The sequence below is a fragment of the Mesorhizobium sp. M0698 genome (genome assembly GCF_040320455.1).
Classification (GTDB): domain Bacteria; phylum Pseudomonadota; class Alphaproteobacteria; order Rhizobiales; family Rhizobiaceae; genus Mesorhizobium.
Genome location: NZ_JAMYPQ010000001.1, coordinates 572,244 through 590,553 on the forward strand (window position 1 = coordinate 572,244; position 18,310 = coordinate 590,553).

The following is an 18,310-nucleotide window of genomic DNA, read 5'->3' on the forward strand; positions in this document are numbered from 1 at the left end:
TGCTCTATTTACCTTTGCGTATCCATCGCAAACTTTTTAAACTCTTCGATAATCTTCGACAAGTTCCTTGCCCCTCCAAATCCCTTGAAAGTACCGTCCTTTACTGTTACAAAAAACCAATCTATTTCGTCGCCATACTGAAAGCTTACGTCTGTAAACTTTCTTCCATAGAGCTGCGTCCCGTGCAAATCTATTGAAACTTCCCATCCAGGGTTGTCGATCGTATCAATTTTTATGCCGTATTGGTGTTCCCAATCGCCGTTGCACTGCCCTTGGTACCACTCCTCTAACCACTCGAGCATTGATAGGTCGACCATTAGCCCCTCCTGTTAGTCGTTTGGAACAGAGGGAGGTTTATCGCCTCCTTTGTTGGGGGACTAGGCGAAGGCGACAAAGTGCACCCGTCACCCCATCCCCTAATTCGTCACCGCAATTTAGAAAAGTTCGCCGGCAAAGTCCCGTCGCGCAATCAGATGTCGTTCAGGCCGAAAGCTGGCGTCCTGTAGCCTTGGGAGAAGGACAGTGCCCTCGAAGTAGTCACGTTTCTCACAGTCGAAGCCGCTACAATCTTCATGATCTGACTTCATTTACTTATTGAATTATCCACTATTATTATGTTATCCTCGCCGTGATAGACAAAGCTCTCCGGAGAAATCCCGCGCTCAATTACTCGCGATATGCGAATCTCAGATCTGTCAGAGAATATAATGGAAACCCATCCGGAGTCGGTGACAACGTCAATAATATTGATAGACTGCATGTATGCCAGGATAGAGCATGAAATTTTGGTATTTACTGCGATAGAACCTCTCTCAAGTACGATCATGATACTGCCGTTTTCGTACTTAATTGATCGAAATTCTTTTCCAATGAGATTTTCTTTTAGGTAGTCCATATGACGTTTACCCTCTCGCGTTCAGTTTGGAATATGTGCGAATTGACGTTCCCTTGAACTCGCCCCCCCGGAAGGTACCAAAAGTGGGGCCCGTGTAAGGGTTCAGAGATTGTCTGGCAGGACTGCCCCACTCGGGTTTGTCGCGTTCATCATTCTCAGATTCGTCGTTTCCTTGGTCAGGCAGCTTTGCTCCGCTCCGCGTCAAGCCCTTCACTTCGTGCGGCATTCATGCAAGCCCGAACGCCAGGACCAGGAAGCCCATCGCTCCGAACCCGGCGTGGATAACCATCCCGGCCCATGTGCTGCGACGCCGCTGGACGACATAGGGCAGCAGCAACGTGATCGGCACAAGGGTCAACAGGACTTGCCAGGGGAAGGCAGCGTGGAACAGCAACCACGGGATCCCGTTGACCAGCCAAGCCCGCCTGCCGAAGGCAATCTCTTGCCGCGGTAGCGCGAAACCCCGCCAGACAAACTCTTCCCCAACGATGTTCAGCACAAAAAACGGAAGCCACGCGCCGAGAATCCAGTATCGGCCGGGACCGAGCGGCTCGAAAGCCATGAACGAGGGATTAAAATTCATCCCGTCTTGCAGCATCCGGAGCGCGGCGCCGATGCCGCCGGTCAACACGCCGACGGCCGCCAGCCCTCCAACAGCCCAGAGCCAGTCGCCGCCATTCATCGGGCGAAGCCATAGCCGCGCGCCCAACGACCCCGGCCTTCCTGAACGCCGTTCCCGATACAACAGCAGGGCAGCCGTGAGAAGCAGGGGGCCAAAAAGGACGATGCTTGCGGCCAGGAACCACATCACCACAGGCTCTGCCCCGGTGGCGGAGACGAACGCCGGGACGGCTACCCGCGTTGTCAGGAACAGCAGCAGAGCACCCGCGCCGAACAGAGCAGCGGAGCCGCCCAGGCCCAGCGGAGGAACCCGATCAGGCTCCGGCCCGTCGCGCCTTTCATAACCGTTTGCTGTCAATGGCCATTCTCCCGCCCGTGTGCCGAACGAATAAGGTTAAGCCGTGCCACGAAGCGACACAGCCGGGTCCTCACTGCTCCGCAGCGTCCCGGCGTTCGCTGGCCTTTCATCGTGCCACCGGCACGATGAACTCGCTTTGCGAACCGGCTGCTCAGCCCTGTTCGTGCAGCCGTTTTGCAATCGCCCGGTGCAGGTCTGGAGCAGCAGTGACCAGCGCCTTGGCCGCCTCGGACTGCGGGTGGTCGAGCACTTCGTTCGTCCTGCCGCGCTCGACGATCTTGCCGTCATGCATGACCATCACCTCGTCGGTGATGGCGCGGGCGACGGTCAGATCATGGGTGATGAACAGATAGGCGATGCCGAGTTTTTGGTTGAGCTCGGCGAACAAATCGAGGATCTGCGCGCGGATCGAGACGTCGAGCGCCGAGACCGGCTCGTCGGCGACGACCAATTTCGGCCGCGTGATGATGGCGCGGGCGATCGAAAGGCGCTGGCGCTGGCCGCCCGAAAACTCATGCGGGTATTTGTCCATGTCGCCTGGTGAGAGGCCGACCTCGTGCAGCGCATACGCCACCATCTCGCGCCGCGCGGCGGGCGCCGGCTTCTTCTCCAGCACATGCAGCGGCTCGGCCACCAATCTCTCGACCTTCTGGCGTGGGTCGAACGAGCCGTACGGGTCCTGGAACACGACCTGCATGTCGCGCCGCGCCGGCTTCAGCTCCGCCTCGCTCTTGCCGGTGAGGGTGTCGCCGCGGAAGCGGATTGTCCCTGATGTCGGCCTGTCCAGCGCCAGGACCATGCGGGCAAGCGTCGACTTGCCGCAACCGGAGCGCCCGACCAACGCCACCGACTGGCCGGGCGCCATGGAGAAGGAAACATCGTCGACGGCGCGGATGGGAGCCCCTCGCTTGAGCAGCGATATGCGCCGTGCCGGATAGTCGCGCGTCACGCTCTCTACCTCAACCAGAGGTTTTCCTTGGCCGACGCTGTGCCTAGCCCGCGCGGGCACATGCATCGAGGCCTGCGCCAGCTGGCGCGTATAGGGATGAAGCTGTCCGGACAGAATGCGCGCCGTGTCGCCGGCCTCCATCACCTCGCCATGGCGCAGGATGGTGATGCGGTCCGCCATCTCGGTCACCACGGCGAGGTCGTGCGAGATCAGCAGCAGGCCCATGCGGTTTTCCGCTACGAGGTCGCGCAGCAGGTCGAGGATCTGCGCCTGCAGCACCACGTCGAGCGCGGTCGTCGGCTCGTCGGCGATCAACAGCTTGGGTTTCAGCGCACAGGCGATGGCGATGACGACGCGCTGGCGCTGGCCTCCGGACAACTCGTGCGGATAACGCGACAGCGGGAACTGCGCCGCCGGCAGGCCGACCCGGTCCAGCATTTTTCGCGCCCGTTCCTCGGCGTCGCCGCGGCTCGCCCTGGTGTGCCAGCGAATACCCTCGGCGACCTGCTCGCCGATGGTCTTGACCGGGTTGAGCGCCGTCATCGGCTCCTGGAACACCATGCCGATGTCGTCGCCGCGCAGCGCGCACATCTGGTCCTCGCTCGCCGCCAGGATGTCGATGCCGTCGAAGGTGACGCGTCCGCTGGCGTGCGCCGCCCAGGGCAGCAACTGCATCACCGCGAGCGCCGTCATCGACTTGCCGGAGCCGGATTCGCCGACCAGCCCCATGACTTCGCCGGGCGCGACGGAAAGTTCGATGTCCCTGAGGATGGGCGTGCCGCCGATGGTCAGCGACAGCTTGTCGATTTCGAGCAGGCTCATCGCTGCCGCCGCGATTTCGGATCGAGAATGTCGGCAATGCCGTCACCAAGCAGGTTCAAGCCAAGCACGGTGATGACGATCGCCATGCCGGGAAAGATCGCCATCCACGGCGCCACCACCATGCGGGTCTGGGCGTCGAACAGCATGCGGCCCCAGCTCGGCATTGGCGGCTGGGTGCCCAGCCCGACATAGGAAAGCCCTGCTTCGGCCAGTATGCCCAGCGCGAACTGGATGGTGCCTTGCACCAGGAGCAGCGTGGCGATGTTGGGCAGCACATGTTCGATGCTGATCAGCGTCCTGCTCTTGCCGGCGGCGCGGGCGGCGAGGATGAATTCGCGCGGCCAGATCGCCAGGGCGGCGGCCCGGGCGACGCGCGCGAATACCGGGATGTTGAAGATGCCGATGGCAATGATGGCGTTGAACGCGCCCGGCCCGAAGATGGCGGTGATCATGATTGCCGAAAGCAGCGCCGGAAAGGCGAAGACCAGGTCGTTCAGCCGCATCAGCACGTCGTCGACGATGCCGCCACGCGCCGCGGCAAAGGCGCCGAGCGGCACGCCGATGCCCATGCCGATGCCGACCGCCACCAGCGCCACGGCAATCGAGTTGCGGGCGCCGACCATGATCATCGACAGGATGTCGCGACCGAAATGGTCGGTGCCGAACCAGTGCGCCAGCGACGGCGCCTGGGTCTTGTCGGATATGACCAGTTTGGTGACATCGTAAGGCGTCCAGAAGAAGGAGAGGATCGCGACCGCGGCCACCAGTGCGGTGATGGCGAAGCCGGCAAGGAACGAACGGTTTTTGAACGCCTTGGCCAGGATGCCGGCAAGATTCTCGTCGGGGATGTCGATGTGCAGCGTCATTGCCGGCCTCTCAGGCGCGGATCGACCACTGCATAGGAGAGGTCGACAACGAAATTGACGACGATGACGGCTGCAACCAGCAGCATGACGACGCTCTCGACCACGATCAGGTCACGCTGGTTGATCGCCTGGAACACCAGGCGGCCGAGGCCGGGCAAGTAGAAGACGTTCTCGATGATGATGGTGCCGGCAAGCAGGAAGGCGAATTGCAGGCCTAAAATGGTGACCACCGGGATCATGGCGTTGCGCAGCGCATGCCGCCACAAGACAAGCCGGTAGGGCAGGCCCTTGGCGCGGGCGGTTCGGATGTAGTCCTCGTTCAGCACTTCGATCAGCGCCGAGCGGGTGACCCGGGCGAGGATCGCCGCCTGCGGCAGAGCGAGAGCGACTGCCGGCAGGAGCAGCGACTTCAGCGCCGGCCAGACACCGGCGCTCCAGCCAGGAAAACCGCCGCCCGGCACCAGCCGCAGCCAGACGGCGAACAGATAGATGAGCATCAGCGCGAACCAGAAGTTGGGCACGGCGACGCCAAGCTGGGCGGCGCCCATCGCAATCGTGTCGCCGGCCCGGCCGCGTCTGCTGGCGGAAAACAGCCCGACCGGAATGGCAATGACTGTGGACAGCGCCAGCGCCATCAGTGCCAGCGGCAGCGAGACGACGAGGCGCTCGCGGACCAGATCGATGACCGGCACCGAATAGGTGTAGGAACGGCCGAAATCGAGGCTCAGCAAGCCGCCGGCCCAATGCAGATAGCGCAGCATGACGGGAGCGTTGAGGCCCATCTGGTTGCGCAGCAATTCGATCTGGTCGGCGCTGGCGTTCAGGCCAAGCATCAGCCGCGCCGGGTCGCCGGGAATGATCTCCAGCACGGCAAAGACGACCATCGAGGCCAGAACCAGCGTGACGACGGCGATGACGAGGCGCTTGAGGAGATAGGCGGTCATGGACGTTGAGGAACCGCTGTGTTGCCGGACGCAAAACCCGGGCGAAGCTTGCGTTCCCGCCCACCCCCCTCTGTCCTGCCGGACATCTCCCCCTCAAGGGGGGAGATTGGCAGTTTCCACGCCGGCACAGTCCTTGCAACGCTAGTGGTTAGCGAAAGCGGCGGTGAGGGCTCAATCTCCCCCCTTGAGGGGGAGATGTCCGGCAGGACAGAGGGGGGTGTGACGGAGTGCAACTTTCGCCCTTCTGTCAGCGATCAATCCGTCCACTTCACCTTGGTCAGGTCGTTGGCCTGGATCGGGGCGTTTTCCCACAGGCCCTGCAGTTTGGCGTCCCAGACGCCGACCTTCGGCAATTCGTAGAGGAAGCCGACCACGGCGTCATCGGCCAGGACCTTCTGCGCCTCGCCGAGCAGCGTCATGCGCTTGGCCTCGTCGGAGGTAAGGTTCAGCTCGTCGATGATCTTGTCGAAGGCCGGGTTGTCGTAGTTGAAGTAATAGTCCTTGCGCGAATAGATATCGATGTCGTTAGGCTCGGTGTGGGAAACGATGGTCAGGTCGTAATCCTTCTTGGTGAAGACCTGGTCCAGCCATTGCGCCCATTCGACCGGGATGATCTCGAGATCGATGCCGATTTCGCGAAGCTCCGAGGCGATGATCTCGCCACCAAGCCGCGCATAGGAGGGCGGCGGCAGCTTCAGCGTCGCCTTGAAGCCATTCTCCAGGCCGGCTTCCTTCAGCAACTCCTTGGCTTTCTCCACATTGTGCGGGTAGAGGCCGGTGAGGTCGACATAGGCCTTGCTGGCGGGCGACATGTGCGAGCCGATCGGCACGCCGAGGCCGGCCGAGGCGCCGTCGATGATCGCCTTGCGATCGAGCGCAAAGGAAATCGCCTGCCTGACCTGCAGCTTGTCGAAGGGCGGCTTCTTGTTGTTGATCGACAGGATGGTTTCACCCTCGGTCGAGCCGATCACCACCTTGAAGCGTGGGTCGTCCTTGACCTGGGCGACACTGTCAGGATCGAAGAACGGAAAGGCCTGGACGTCGCCGGAAAGCAGCGCCGGAACGGCGGCGGCGGCATCTGGAATGATGCGGAACTCGGCCTTGTCGAGGAACACCGGGGCGCCCCAGTAATTTTCCGACTTGACCAGCGTGATCGACGAGCCCTTGGCCCAGTTCTGGAATTTGAACGGGCCGGTGCCGATCGGTTTTTCCTTGTTGGTGTCGGCTGTCTCAGGCGCGACGATAACCGCGTCGCCCCAGCCCATATTGTAGAGGAACGAGCCTTGCGGGTTCTTCAGCGTGACATTCACCGTCGTAGGATCGACGACCTCGACCTTGTCGATGGCGGCGAACAGGCTCTTTTGCGCGTTGACGGAATTGTCGGCGCGGGCACGATCGAGCGAGAATTTCACGTCGTCGGCGTTGAAGTCGCTGCCGTCATGGAATTTCACGCCTGTATGCAGCTTGAAAGTGTAGACCTTGCCGTCGTCGGAAATGCTCCAGCTTTCGGCGAGATCGGGCAGCACCTCGCCGTTCGGGCCGATGCGGGTCAGGCCCTCGAAGACATTGGCATAGAGTACCTCGTCGATTGCCGCGGCGGCACCCGCGGTCGGGTCGAGATGCGGGGGTTCGAGCGTAATGCCGATGACCAGGTCGGTGCGCGCGGCCATCGCCGAGGTTCCGGCGGCCAACGCCAGCGCCGCGGCGGCCAGAATGGTTTTCCACAATTTCATCGTGCAACTCCCCATATGCTAAAACACGTGCTCAAAACCCGGCGGATAGAAGCGTGAATTCGCCGCCGAGTAAATTGCGTTTCGTACCGTCCGCCGACGCCGGGAGGAATGTTTTTTCGCCCATGGCCGGATCATAGCGGGCCGGCGCCCCTCAGCAGCACGTCGAGGCCGATCGCCATCACCTTTGCCGAGTCCAGCATGTCGGCAATGCCGACCCATTCGTCGGGCCGGTGGGCGAGATCGAGAATGCCCGGGCCATAGGCGATGCAGTCATAGATGTGGCCGATGCGGGCGATGTGCTTCTGGTCATAGGTGCCGGGCGAAATCACATAATCCGGCTCGCGGTCGAATATCTCCATGATGCCTTGCGCGACCGCCTTAACCACCGGCGCGTCGCGCTCGGTCATCAGCGGCAGCACCTCCATCAGATCGCGGATTTCGTAATCGAACTTTTTGCGCTCGCGCTTCAGCCGTTCCAGAATATCGGTCACCTCGCTCTTGACCGCAGCGAGATCCTCTTCGAGCAGGAAGCGGCGGTCGATGGTCAGCCGGCAGGAATCGGGCACGTTGGGCGAGGGCAGGCCGGGCCGGAAATCCTCCGTCTGGCCGCCATGGATCGAGTTGATGTTCATGGTCGAGCGTTTTGCGCCTTCGGGCACGACCGGCATGCGCGTCATCTTGCGGTCGAGCGCCGGAAACAATTCGTCTTCGAAGGCCCGCAGCACGGCGCCCATATGGCGCACTGCGTTGTCGCCGAGGAACGGCATCGAGCCGTGCGCGATCTCGCCCTTGGTCTCGATCTCCGCCCACCAGACGCCGCGATGGCCAAGGCAGATGCGATCCTTGTTGAGCGGCTCGGGAATGATGACGTGGTCGACCTTCGGCCTGGAGAAATAGCCGAGCTTCGCCAGATGCGCGACGCCGCCAAAGCCGCCGGACTCCTCGTCGACCGTGCCTGAAATCTCGATGGCGCCGGGAAAATCGGGAAAGACCTCCATGAAGGCTTCAGCGGCGATGATCGAGGCGGCAAGCCCGCCTTTCATGTCGCATGCGCCGCGGCCATAGACCTTGCCATCCCTGACGATGCCGGCGAACGGATCGAGGCTCCAGCCGTCGCCGGGCTCGACGACGTCGATATGCGAATTGAAGTGCACGCAAGCACCCGGCGCCCGGCCATCGAAACGGGCGACGACGTTGACGCGCGGATAATGGTCAGTGTCGCCAGGCGTGCCTTCAGCACGGATGAATTCGATCTCAAAACCGCGCTTCTTCAGCCGCGCGCCGATATATTCGGCACATGGCCGATAGGCTTCGCCGGGCGGATTGATGGTCGGAAAGCGGATCAGATCCGCAGTCAGTGCAACCAGATCATCGGCTCGGTCATCGATAGCCTTGAGGAGCCGTTCGTTCGGTTCGTTCATTCGGCGAATTGAGCAGCGGATGAGGGGGTTTTGCAAGCCCGATGGCGAATTGCGAGGCGATTGCGTGTCGTTACAGCAACTATTGCGGGAAATCGTTCAAATTCGCTGCTTTGGATTGGTGAAATTGTCAGGGAGTGGGTGTTAGCTCGCTGGCTTGCCATCAAAACGCTGGAGAACAGCGCGAGGGCAGGCAGGCAAGGGGCATCAAAGGGGTTTGATTGCATGAAAAACACTGTTCTCATGGCAGCGGCATTGATGGCGATGCTGTTCGGTTCGTCGTTCGAGAGCCGGGCGGCCAGCCTGGTCGCGAACATCGATATTTCCTCACAGACGATGACGGTAAGATACGGGCTTTCGTATTACCGGTGGAGCGTTTCCACCGCCCGCAAAGGCTACATCACGCCGCGCGGCAGCTATCGCCCACAGCGGACGGCCCGGATGTGGTATTCGCGCAAATACGACATGTCGCCGATGCCCTATTCGGTGTTCTTCCGCGGCGGCTATGCTATCCACGGCACCGGCGCGATCCGGCAATTGGGGCGCCCGGCATCGCATGGCTGTGTGCGCCTCCACCCCAGCAACGCCGCCGCGTTCTATTCGATGGTGCGCAAAGCCGGCTTCGGCAATACGCGGATTCTCGTGACGAATTAGGGCCTGCTCCTCGGCCCGCAATAAAAAACCCGCCGGAGCGGCGGGTTCGTCGGGGCCAAATAGCACCATACCGAAGTTAATAGCATAGCTGCCGGCACAAAGCAAGAACAAAATAGGGCCTGTGCCCAAAAAGATCGTTCCGCTCAGGCGGCTTTGTCGCGCACTGTCGCCGGCCGACGCTTTTTGCGGCCGCTGATCTCCCAGCGCTTGTGGAACCACATCCACTGGCCGGGGTCTTCTCGCACCCAGCGCTCGACCACGTCGTTGAGAAGCTGGGTGGTGGCGCGGACGTCGACACTGCCGCCGGCGGTGCGCGGCAAGGTGAGCTTGTCCTCGATCTCGAGCCGGAAACGGTTGTTCGGCAGGCGCACGCAGCGCGCCGGGTAGACATCGCAATCATAGTGCCGCGCCAGGGTGCCGAGAACCCGGTTGCTCTCGCAGGGGCGGCCGAAGAATGTCGTCTCGAGCCCGCCCGTGAATTTCTGGTCGACCAGCACGCCGATATTGCCGCCTTTCTCCAGGATGGCCGCAAGCGCGAACGAGGCACCGGTCGAAGACGGCAGCAGCGATCCCATGCTCGAGCGGCGGGTCGAGAGGATGTAGTCGGCGAGGTAAGGGTTGTTGGGCGGGCGAAAGAGCGCCGTGATGTTCATGCCGAAGGTCGCCGCCGCCACTGGCAGCAGCTCGAAATTGCCGAGATGCCCGGTGAAGACGATATGCGGCTTGTCCTCGCCGGCAATGCGCACGAAATGCTCCACGCCCTTGACCTCGACACGGCCCGGCTTCGTCGCAGTGGGATCGTAGTCGAACAAAGCATCGAGAAAGATGTATTCGGTGGCCAGGCGGGCCATGTTGCCCCACATGTCGGAAGCGATCGCCTCGATCTCGGCATCGCTCTTTTCCGGATAGGCCTTGCGCAGATTGTCCACAGCAACCTGATGGCGCGCTACCCAAGGGCCGATGCGGCGGGCAGCGCGGTCGGCGAAATTGAGCGCCCTGTCGGGCGGCAGCAGGCGCAGCGCGGAGATGATGATCATCGCGACGCGCGCGACCAGCCAGTAGTTGAACTGGCGAAGCCGCCTGCCATAGCGGAATCCCACGTCCCTGCGGATCTTCCTGAAGGCGTTGCCGATCATTTCAGCCGACGCGCAGGATGATCTTGCCGAAGACGTCGCGGCCTTCCATGCGCTTCAGCGCCGCATCGATTCCGTCGAAGCCAACCTCGGTGTCGATCACCGGCGCGACCAGGCCCGCCGCCATCTTCTGCATGGCGTCAGCCATGTTTTCCATGCGGCAGCCGAACGAGCCTAGCAGCTTCAGCTGCTGCTGGAACAACTGCATCAAATTGATCTGCGTCGACACGCCGGAGGTCGAGCCGCAGGTGACCAGCCGACCGCCGCGTTTGAGGCACAGCATCGAGGCGGCAAATGTGTCGGCGCCGACATGCTCGAACACCACGTCGACGCCCTTCTTCTTGGTCAGCTTGCGCACGACGCCTTCGAAGCGGTCGTCGCGGTAATTGATGACGTGGTCGGCGCCGAGCGCCTTGGCCTTGTCGATCTTGTCGTTCGAGCCGACGGTGGTGATGACCGTGCAGCCCATCTTCTTGGCCAGCTGAATCGCGGCGGAGCCGATGCCGGAGCCGCCGGCATGGACCAGTATCGTCTCGCCGGGCTGCAGCCGGGCATTGTCGAACAGCATGTGCTCGACCGTGCCGAAGGTGACAGGCGCCACCGCCGCGCCGATTTCGCTCACGCCGGGCGGAGCTGGGACCAGAAGGCGCGCCGGCAGGTTGATCTTTTCCTGCGCAAAGCCGTCGAGATGGAAGCCGTGCACGCCCGAAACATGCTCGCAGAGATTGTCGCGGCCTTCGCGGCAGGCGCGGCAAAGACCGCAGGTGCGGGCGCCATAGATCGACACCAATTGCCCGGTCACAAGGCTGGAAACGCCTGGGCCGACCGCCTCGACCTCGCCCGAGGCCTCGGCGCCGACAACCAGCGGCAGCTTGCGCTTGGCGAAGGCCATGCCGCGCCAGCCCCAGACATCGATATGGTTCAGCGCCACGGCCTTGATGCGCAGCGTCACCTCGCCGAGCAAAGGCGGCGGCGGCGGCGGCAGGTCCACCGTTTCAAGGCGGCGGTCCTCGATAAGTTGCAATGCGCGCATGGTGCCTGTCGGTTCAGTCTGGCTGAAAAAGGTCGCTTAGACCGGTTCCCGCGCCATGACAAGGCAGGTGTTCTGGCCGCCGAAGCCGAAGGAGTTCGACAGGACCGTGCCGACCTCGGCGTTGCGCTTGGTGTTCGGCACCACGTCGAGGACGATCGCCGGGTCGGGATTGTCGTAGTTGATGGTCGGCGGAATGACGCTTTCGCGCATCGTCATCAGCGAAAATGCTGCCTCGACAGCACCGGCAGCCGATAGGGTATGGCCGATCATCGACTTGTTCGACGAGACCGGCATTGACGAGATCCGCTCGCCGAACACCGTCGACAGCGACAAATGCTCCATCTTGTCGTTTTCGGGCGTCGAGGTGCCATGGGCGTTGACATAATCGATCCCGTCCTCGCTCAAGCCGGCATCGGCAAGAGCGGCGCGCACCGCCGCGATCGCCGGCGAACCGTCCGGCTTGGAGCGGGTGCGATGGAAGTCGTCGGCCTTTTCGCCGCAGCCGCGCAATATGCCGAGAACGGTGGCGCCGCGGGCAAGTGCTGCCTCCAGCGATTCCAGCACCAGGGCGCCCGAGCCTTCGGCGAGCACGAAGCCGTCGCGATCCTTGGAGAAGGGTTTTGAGGCCTTTTCAGGGATGTCGTTATGGGTGGAGAGCGCGGACAGAAGCGAGAAGCGGATCAGCGCCTCGGCGGTCGCCGAGCCGTCGGCGCCGATCGACAGCGCCCTGTCGCATTCGCCGCGGCGGATCGCCTCGACGCCGAGCTGGATCGCCGTGGCGCCCGAAGCGCAGGCTGTCGACAGCGTGATCGGCAGGCCGCGCGTGCCGAAACGGTCGGCAAGCCGGTCGGCAATCGAGCCGAACTGGGTGGTCTCGAAGATGTCGAGTTCCCTGAGGCCGCGCGCCACCCGCAGCAGCCTCTCGGCACCGGTGTCGTGCGTGTCGGAATTGTAGAGCGAAAAGCGCTCGCTCCAGTCGAGCTCGACCGGCGGCGAAGCGAGGAACAGCGGTCCGCCGAAATCGCCGGCATCGAGGCCTGCCTCCGACATCGCTTCCTGGGCGGCGGTTTCGGCAAGCTCATAGGTGAGGAGACTGGCGCCCTTGGAGCTCGACGGCAGGAAGTCGACCATGCCGGAGATGCGGGTGTTGAGATGATCGACCGGGAAGCGGGTGATCGGATGGATGCCGGATTTGCCCGATGTCAGCGCCGCCCAATTGTCGGCTTTGCCGACACCGAGCGACGTCACCACGCCGATGCCGGTGACGGCGACGATGGGCCTGCCCATGTGGTCGTTCAGATTGGCCATTTGTTGTCCAAAAACCTGTTTCTCTTGGAGCGTCGGATCGCCCGAAAACCGCGTCACACTTTTCGGTCCGATGCTCTAGGCGGCTTTGATCAGCGCCATGCCCTCGAATTGGTGATAGCCGATCGCCGTTGCAAGGACGGTCTTCGGGACACCGGCAAACGGTTTTTCGACTGTGGCGTCGAAGACAGGGTAAGCGGCCTTGCGGTCGACAGCCAGGGCCGCCAGCGCAACGGCAAAGGGGAACTGCGCTTCCTTCATGTGGCCGGTCAACGTCGAAAAGCCGCGTGCGGCGATCGCCGGATTGGCGTCGAGCGCCGATTTCTCGGCGGCGGTCGCGGCATGGGCGCCCGAAGCGCCGGAGATCGCGAGCAGCTCGCCATTCGGCAATGCGGCCTGCTTCAGCAGCGTGTCGATCTCGCCATCGAGTTCGCCCCGCCGGCGCCTGGCGCGGCCGGACAGGACCGGGCCGAGTTCCGCATAGATCTTCCGGCCACGGCTTTCCGCATGCTCGCGTTGCTCCAGGACGAGAAACGCGCCGCCGGATCCGGTCACCACGCCGCCGCCTTCGGCACCTTGCCTTTGCCAGACCGGCCGCCACGCCCCGCGATGCAGGTAGCCGGCCAGTTCATAGCCGAGCAGCATGTCGGAATGTTCGGTCTGGAAAGCGCCGCCGACCAGTATATGCGTCGACTGGCCGGAGCGGATGCGCGCGGCCGCCGTCTCGACAGCGGCAACGCCGGCACCTTCCTCGCCCATGAAGGTGCGCGACGATCCCGTCACCTTGTGGACGATCGAGATGTTGCCGGCGAGCAGGTTGGAGAGCTGTGCCAGAAACAGCGTGGGGCGCAATTCCGTGGTCAGCTTCTCGTTGAGCAGCACGTCGCGGTCATTGCGGCTTTCCGATGCTGCGAGAATGGCCGCGTCGACCGCCTCGTCGCGCTCGCCGCCGCCGGCGGCCACCACCATGTCCATGGTCGCGCAGAGTTCGTCATTGCCCTTGATGCCGGCATCGTCGAGCGCAAGGCCGGCCGCATAGGTGCCGAGCCTCTGCCAGGTCTCCATCTGCCGCTGGTCGCCACGCTTGGCGATCTGCAGGTTCCAGTCGATCTCCGGCAGCGGGTGGACCGTATAGGGCGAGAAGCGCGAGGCCTCCAGAACCGGTTCAAGGCGCGGCTGGACGAGCTTTTGCCAATGCGCATCCGGACCCTCGCCCAACGACGAGACAAGGCCGATGCCTGATATGACGACGTCGCGGGGGTTCATGGGCGGCTGTTGTGGGTGAGGGCGCGTCAAGCGCTGTGCTTAGATGGCGTTCTTGGCGGCGACGAGCGCGTCGATCTTGGCGCACAGGTTCTTCATGACGAAATAGTCGTCGGTCGAGGCCTTGCCGTCATTGACCTCCTGCGTCCACTTTTCCAACGGCACCTTGATGCCGAATTCCTTGTCGATGGCAAAGACGATGTCGAGGAAGTCGAGGCTGTCTATGCCGAGATCGTCGATGGTGTGGCTTTCGGGCGTGATCGTCTCGATGTCGATCTCGCTGGTGTCGGCGATGATCTTGGCGACTTTGTCGAACGTGGTGGACAAGGGCTTTTCCTTCGATTGCGGGCGGAATCTGTCCGCATGTGTTTTGGGCTGTCTAATCGGTTTTTCCGGGCAGGAAAAGGCCTGATACGCCGGGCGCAGATGGGATTGCTGCCCAGGCAGAGCAAGATGAGATCGGAATCCAACCACGGCTTCTCGTGGCAGTGGCATTTCGGCAACACCTATCTCGCTCGACGCGAGGAGCGACCGGCCCGGTCAGAAGGTAACGCGGCCGAGCACGCGCAGTCCGTCGCCTTGCGGCTCGACGACCACGGCTTCGCCTTCGCGCGGCGAGATGCCGGTCAATTCCTTGATGTCTTCGAGATGCGTGACCATGACCAGATTGTCGGAGCCGGAATAGCCGCGGATCTCTGCCAGGATCGCAGCGATCTGAGCGGCCTTCTCCTTTTCGTCGGTCTTCAGCAGGTCAAGCGGTGCGAACGGCTCCGGCTCGCTTTCGAAAGCGATGCGGGCGGTCTCGAGGCAGCGGCAATAACGGCTGGACAGCACGCGCTCGACCGGTGCCGCGCGGGCGCCAAACAGCGCGCCGATCTTGCGCGCCTGTTGCTTGCCGCGCTCCGAGAGATTGACCTGGGTGGCGCATTTGCCGAGGTCGAAATTGGCCGCATCGGTGGTGCCTGTGACCATGGCATGGCGAAGCAGCACGACGTGCCCGCCGTCGCGCAGCAGCGCCCAGCCGGCTTCCGTCGCATGGGCTGTGGCGGAAACGGCAAGCAACAGCAGCGCCAGCACAAATCGAAGCATCAGACATCCTTTTCGGGTGACCGGCAGGCAGGTCCCCGGTGACCGGCATATAGGGACGGCAAAGCCGGCTGAAAGACAAGCCGAGTGCAACCTGCGGCCGAGACGCCTATTTCTTCGCTATCTGCTTCTTCACCAGATCGATCTTGCGGTCGGTCAGCGGGATCGGGAGTGTGTAGCCGGCTTCGGTAAAGCCCTGCTTGGCGTTCTCGAAGAATTCGATCGCCTTTTGGAATTCGGCATTGCCGCCGCCATAGCTGCCGCGGTTCCAGTGGACGTCGCCGAGATTGTTCTGCTCGAAGGCCCATTGCATCGGCTGGCTTTCGCGGGTGAAGACCTTGAGCGTTGCCTCGAAGGCGGCTTCGGCTTCGTCCAGATATTTGCCGGTGCGTTCGAGATTGCCGAGATTGATCAGGCTCATGCCGATGCCGTTCTGCGCGTTTGCCCAGTCGACGGGCGAGGTCTCGAAGGTCAGTACCTCCAGCGCCGCCCGGCGCGCGGCGATCGATGCGGCCAGTTTGCGGGGATCGGCCTCGCTCATGCTTAGCCATTGCAGCGCCGAGCCTAGACCGGCCTGCGCCAGTGCCCATTGCCGCGGCGTCGTCTCGCGCTTGTATTCGCGCAGCGCATCGCGATAGGCCTCGATCGCCTCCTCGTAATGCACCGGCTTGTCGGTCACGCCGCCGAGCAGTTGCAGCGTGTTGGCGAGATTGTAGTGGGTCATCGCCCAGTCGAGCGGAAACTCCTTTTTGGTATAGACGCGCCGTGCCGCCCGGTATGCAGCAGCCGATTGCTCAAGCCTGGCAGGATCGCGCGTGCGCTGGCCGAGCGTCTGGTAGATCGAGCCGAGATTGTTCTCCGCCGAAGCCCAATCCGTCGGAAAACGTTGGCGTGTGAATATGGTCAGCGCGTCGCCATAGGCGGCAGCCGCCTCTTCGAGCAGGCCGGTGCCGAAATCGAAACGGGCAGCACTGCTCAGCGCGTTACCGAGATTGAGACGGCTGCTCGCCCAGGAGAGCGGGAAGGTGTCGCGGGTGCGGATTTCGAGCGCGGCGCGGAATGCCGCGGCTGCCTCGTCGATTTTTGCCTTGTCGTTGCGTTGCGTGCCGAGAGACACCAGCGTGTTGCCGAGATTGTTCTGGACCATCGCCCACTGAACGGGGGCTTTTTCGCGCGTGTATTCTTCAAGCGCCAGCCGATAGGCGGCCTCGGCCTCAGTCAGGCGCTCGCCGTCCGGTTCGCGCTCCGAAAGCGCGTAAAGCGCAAGGCCAAGGTTGCTTTGCGAGGCGGCCCAGTCCAGCGGGACTTTGTCGCGCGGCCGCTTCTCCAGCGTGGCGCGCATCGCCACCACCGCCTCGTTCAGGCGTTTCGGGTCGCTCTCGCGTTCGCCGATCTTCAACAGCACATTGGCCAGGTTGTTCTGGGCCGCGGCCCAGTTGATGTCGTCCTTCTCGCGCTCGAACACGGCAAGCGAATCGCGAAAGATTTTCGCTGCCTCTTCCAGCCGGTCGGTTTCGCGCTCGCGCTCGCCGATCGTCTGCAGCACCACCGCCATGTTGTTGCGGGTGATTGCCCAGTCGCGGTTCTGCTCGCCATTGGGGATGAAATTCAGGATGATGCGGTAGGCGTCGATGGCGCGCTGCAGCGCTTGCCTGTCGCCGGTGGCGTTGCCATGCGCGTTCAGCGCTTCCGCCTCCTGGTTCTTGTAGTTCCAGCGCAGCCTGTCGTCCCATTTCTCGACCAGCGAGAAGGCCTTGCCGTAATCGTTGGCGGCCGACAGATAGTCGAAGACCAGCGCCGAAGCGTCGGCGCGCCTGGCATAGACCGTCGCGTCGGCAAGACGCTTCTGCCTGACCAGATCCTCTGCCCGATCGACCACGCCGCTGGCCTGCTCGACCCGGCCCACCGCCTGGTCGAGGAAGTTGCGCGCGGTGACGATGGCGCCCTGGCCGATCGCCTTGTCGGCCGAGGCGACGAGGCGGCTGATCTCGGGGTCGTCGGTGCGCAGCGCGTTGCGCTCGGAGATCATCTTCTTCAGGCGCTCGGCCTGCGCATCGAGCAGCTTTTGCAGGTCGGTGGGGTCCTCCGGCATCTTTTCGGTGCCGAGCGCCTTCAGCACGCCATAAAGCGCGTCGAGCGGCACGCCGTCCTGCAGCGAGGCCAGTTCGACCTGTGCCCGCTTGGGGTTCGGCAACTCGGCGATCGTCAGCAGCAATTGCCGCCGCTCGCCGGTGATCAGGTCGTCGTCGCCGGTCGGCTCCTGCGGTGCAACGCCGAAATAGAGCAGCCGGCGCAGGCTTTCATTGACCCATGGCCGCTGCCTTGCCTTGGTGTCGAGATAGACCTCCTCGGTCACCATGCGCATGACCGAGCCGAACTCGGTGCCCTTCATTGCCGCTAGGTGGCGCAGAAGTGCCGCTGCGTAGGGGCTGTTTTCGCCGACGATGCCGTCGAGTGCCGGCCGCCCCGGCTCGGCGGCAAAGCCGATCACCGTTCCCAGATTTTCCGTCGCGGTCGCGTTTGCCAGTGCCCTGGCACCGCGCACCGGCTCCAATCCGCCGGCGCTGATCGGGGAGGCCGAGGCCGTCGGCGCCCGGCGCAGCACCGCATCCGCCGGAAACGGGTTGGTGCGGCAGGCATCGAGCAACATGATCGTTACCGGCACGGTCGTCTTCAATTCGTCCATGACGGCGGAGATCGGCACCAGGGCCTGATCGGCGTCCTTCAATGAAGAAACGTCGGCGTCGACCGGCACCAGATAGTTTTCGCCGCCGGCCTCGATGCCGTGGCCGGAATAGTAGATCAAGGCGACGTCGGCGTCCTCTGCATCCTCGGCGAAACGCTCGAGGTCGCGCTTCAGCTTTGCCGTGTCGCGGTCGGTTACACTGCGCGCGTCGAAGCCGAGGTCGGTCAGCATCTTGGCGATGTCGCGGGCGTCGTTGGCGGGGTTGGGAAGAGCCGCTATGTGCTGGTATTTCGACTGGCCGACGATCAGCGCCACACCCCTGAGGCTCGCCGGCTCCGCGGCATGAGCCGAGGTCACCACGAGGCAAAGCATGGCGCCGACGAAAGCCGTCAGCCACGCCTGCTTGAAGAAGTGCTGATTTCCGACAAGGCCCATTCGCCGCGTGTCCCCCGACAACCCTGTATAGCGCTGGCATCCAACCATGAGCAAATTCGGGCAAGATCCGAGCGGCCGGATTGTTGGCCGGTACATTCGCGAGGGAAGG

General features: G+C 62.9%; 15 protein-coding genes. 1 reads left to right on the forward strand and 14 read right to left on the reverse strand.

Annotated elements, in window-relative coordinates; translation table 11 throughout:
* Positions 1-8 precede the first annotated feature (8 nt).
* The 7 genes from NKI16_RS02880 to NKI16_RS02910 all read right to left on the reverse strand — a co-directional run bounded on the left by NKI16_RS02880 (position 9) and on the right by NKI16_RS02910 (position 8,609).
* On the reverse strand, positions 9-317 hold the full coding sequence (locus NKI16_RS02880) for an immunity 53 family protein (RefSeq protein WP_352587702.1): 309 nt from the start codon (positions 315-317) through the stop codon (positions 9-11).
* 804 nt (positions 318-1,121) lie between these two features.
* Positions 1,122-1,874: a CPBP family intramembrane glutamic endopeptidase gene (locus NKI16_RS02885; RefSeq protein WP_352624613.1), complete on the reverse strand. Its 753-nt coding sequence runs from the start codon at positions 1,872-1,874 to the stop codon at positions 1,122-1,124.
* Positions 1,875-2,025: 151 nt separating this feature from the next.
* Positions 2,026-3,645, reverse strand: coding sequence for an ABC transporter ATP-binding protein (locus NKI16_RS02890; RefSeq protein WP_352624611.1), 1,620 nt, complete (start codon positions 3,643-3,645; stop codon positions 2,026-2,028).
* Positions 3,642-4,511 carry an ABC transporter permease gene (locus tag NKI16_RS02895; RefSeq protein WP_023676471.1) on the reverse strand — a complete coding sequence of 290 codons (870 nt, stop codon included), beginning with the start codon at positions 4,509-4,511 and terminating at the stop codon, positions 3,642-3,644. Before NKI16_RS02895 ends, NKI16_RS02890 begins: the two co-directional genes overlap by 4 nt.
* Entirely contained in the window at positions 4,508-5,455 is a 948-nt protein-coding gene (locus NKI16_RS02900; RefSeq protein WP_023676470.1) for an ABC transporter permease, read from the reverse strand. The genes NKI16_RS02895 and NKI16_RS02900 overlap by 4 nt, the downstream gene beginning before the upstream one ends.
* A 254-nt stretch (positions 5,456-5,709) precedes the next feature.
* Complete coding sequence (locus NKI16_RS02905) at positions 5,710-7,188, reverse strand: ABC transporter substrate-binding protein (protein ID WP_023676469.1); 1,479 nt, start codon at positions 7,186-7,188, stop codon at positions 5,710-5,712.
* A gap of 131 nt (positions 7,189-7,319) precedes the next feature.
* Positions 7,320-8,609, reverse strand: a complete 1,290-nt coding sequence (locus tag NKI16_RS02910; protein ID WP_023676468.1) for an acetylornithine deacetylase/succinyl-diaminopimelate desuccinylase family protein — start codon at positions 8,607-8,609, stop codon at positions 7,320-7,322.
* Between the two features lie 222 nt (positions 8,610-8,831).
* Here NKI16_RS02910 and NKI16_RS02915 point away from each other — a divergent pair, with 222 nt between their 5' ends.
* Positions 8,832-9,260: a L,D-transpeptidase gene (locus tag NKI16_RS02915; protein WP_023676467.1), complete on the forward strand. Its 429-nt coding sequence runs from the start codon at positions 8,832-8,834 to the stop codon at positions 9,258-9,260.
* A 143-nt stretch (positions 9,261-9,403) separates the two neighbouring features.
* On the opposite strand, the gene NKI16_RS02920 is transcribed toward NKI16_RS02915, so the two are convergent.
* From NKI16_RS02920 to NKI16_RS02950, 7 genes are all read right to left on the reverse strand, one after another.
* A complete protein-coding gene (locus NKI16_RS02920) occupies positions 9,404-10,396 on the reverse strand; it encodes a lipid A biosynthesis lauroyl acyltransferase (protein WP_031211715.1) in 993 nt (330 codons plus the stop codon).
* Position 10,397: 1 nt separating this feature from the next.
* Positions 10,398-11,426: a zinc-binding dehydrogenase gene (locus NKI16_RS02925; RefSeq protein WP_023676465.1), complete on the reverse strand. Its 1,029-nt coding sequence runs from the start codon at positions 11,424-11,426 to the stop codon at positions 10,398-10,400.
* Between the two features lie 36 nt (positions 11,427-11,462).
* Positions 11,463-12,734, reverse strand: coding sequence for a beta-ketoacyl-ACP synthase (locus tag NKI16_RS02930; protein WP_023676464.1), 1,272 nt, complete (start codon positions 12,732-12,734; stop codon positions 11,463-11,465).
* A gap of 75 nt (positions 12,735-12,809) precedes the next feature.
* Entirely contained in the window at positions 12,810-13,997 is a 1,188-nt protein-coding gene (locus NKI16_RS02935) for a beta-ketoacyl-ACP synthase (RefSeq protein WP_023676463.1), read from the reverse strand.
* A 39-nt stretch (positions 13,998-14,036) separates the two neighbouring features.
* The gene (locus NKI16_RS02940; RefSeq protein ID WP_023676462.1) at positions 14,037-14,321 is read right to left on the reverse strand and encodes an acyl carrier protein; all 285 of its coding nucleotides are present in this window, start codon (positions 14,319-14,321) and stop codon (positions 14,037-14,039) included.
* Positions 14,322-14,534: 213 nt separating this feature from the next.
* Positions 14,535-15,083, reverse strand: coding sequence for a histidine phosphatase family protein (locus NKI16_RS02945; protein WP_352454578.1), 549 nt, complete (start codon positions 15,081-15,083; stop codon positions 14,535-14,537).
* A gap of 106 nt (positions 15,084-15,189) precedes the next feature.
* Entirely contained in the window at positions 15,190-18,201 is a 3,012-nt protein-coding gene (locus NKI16_RS02950) for a caspase family protein (protein WP_352782373.1), read from the reverse strand.
* Positions 18,202-18,310 lie beyond the last annotated feature (109 nt).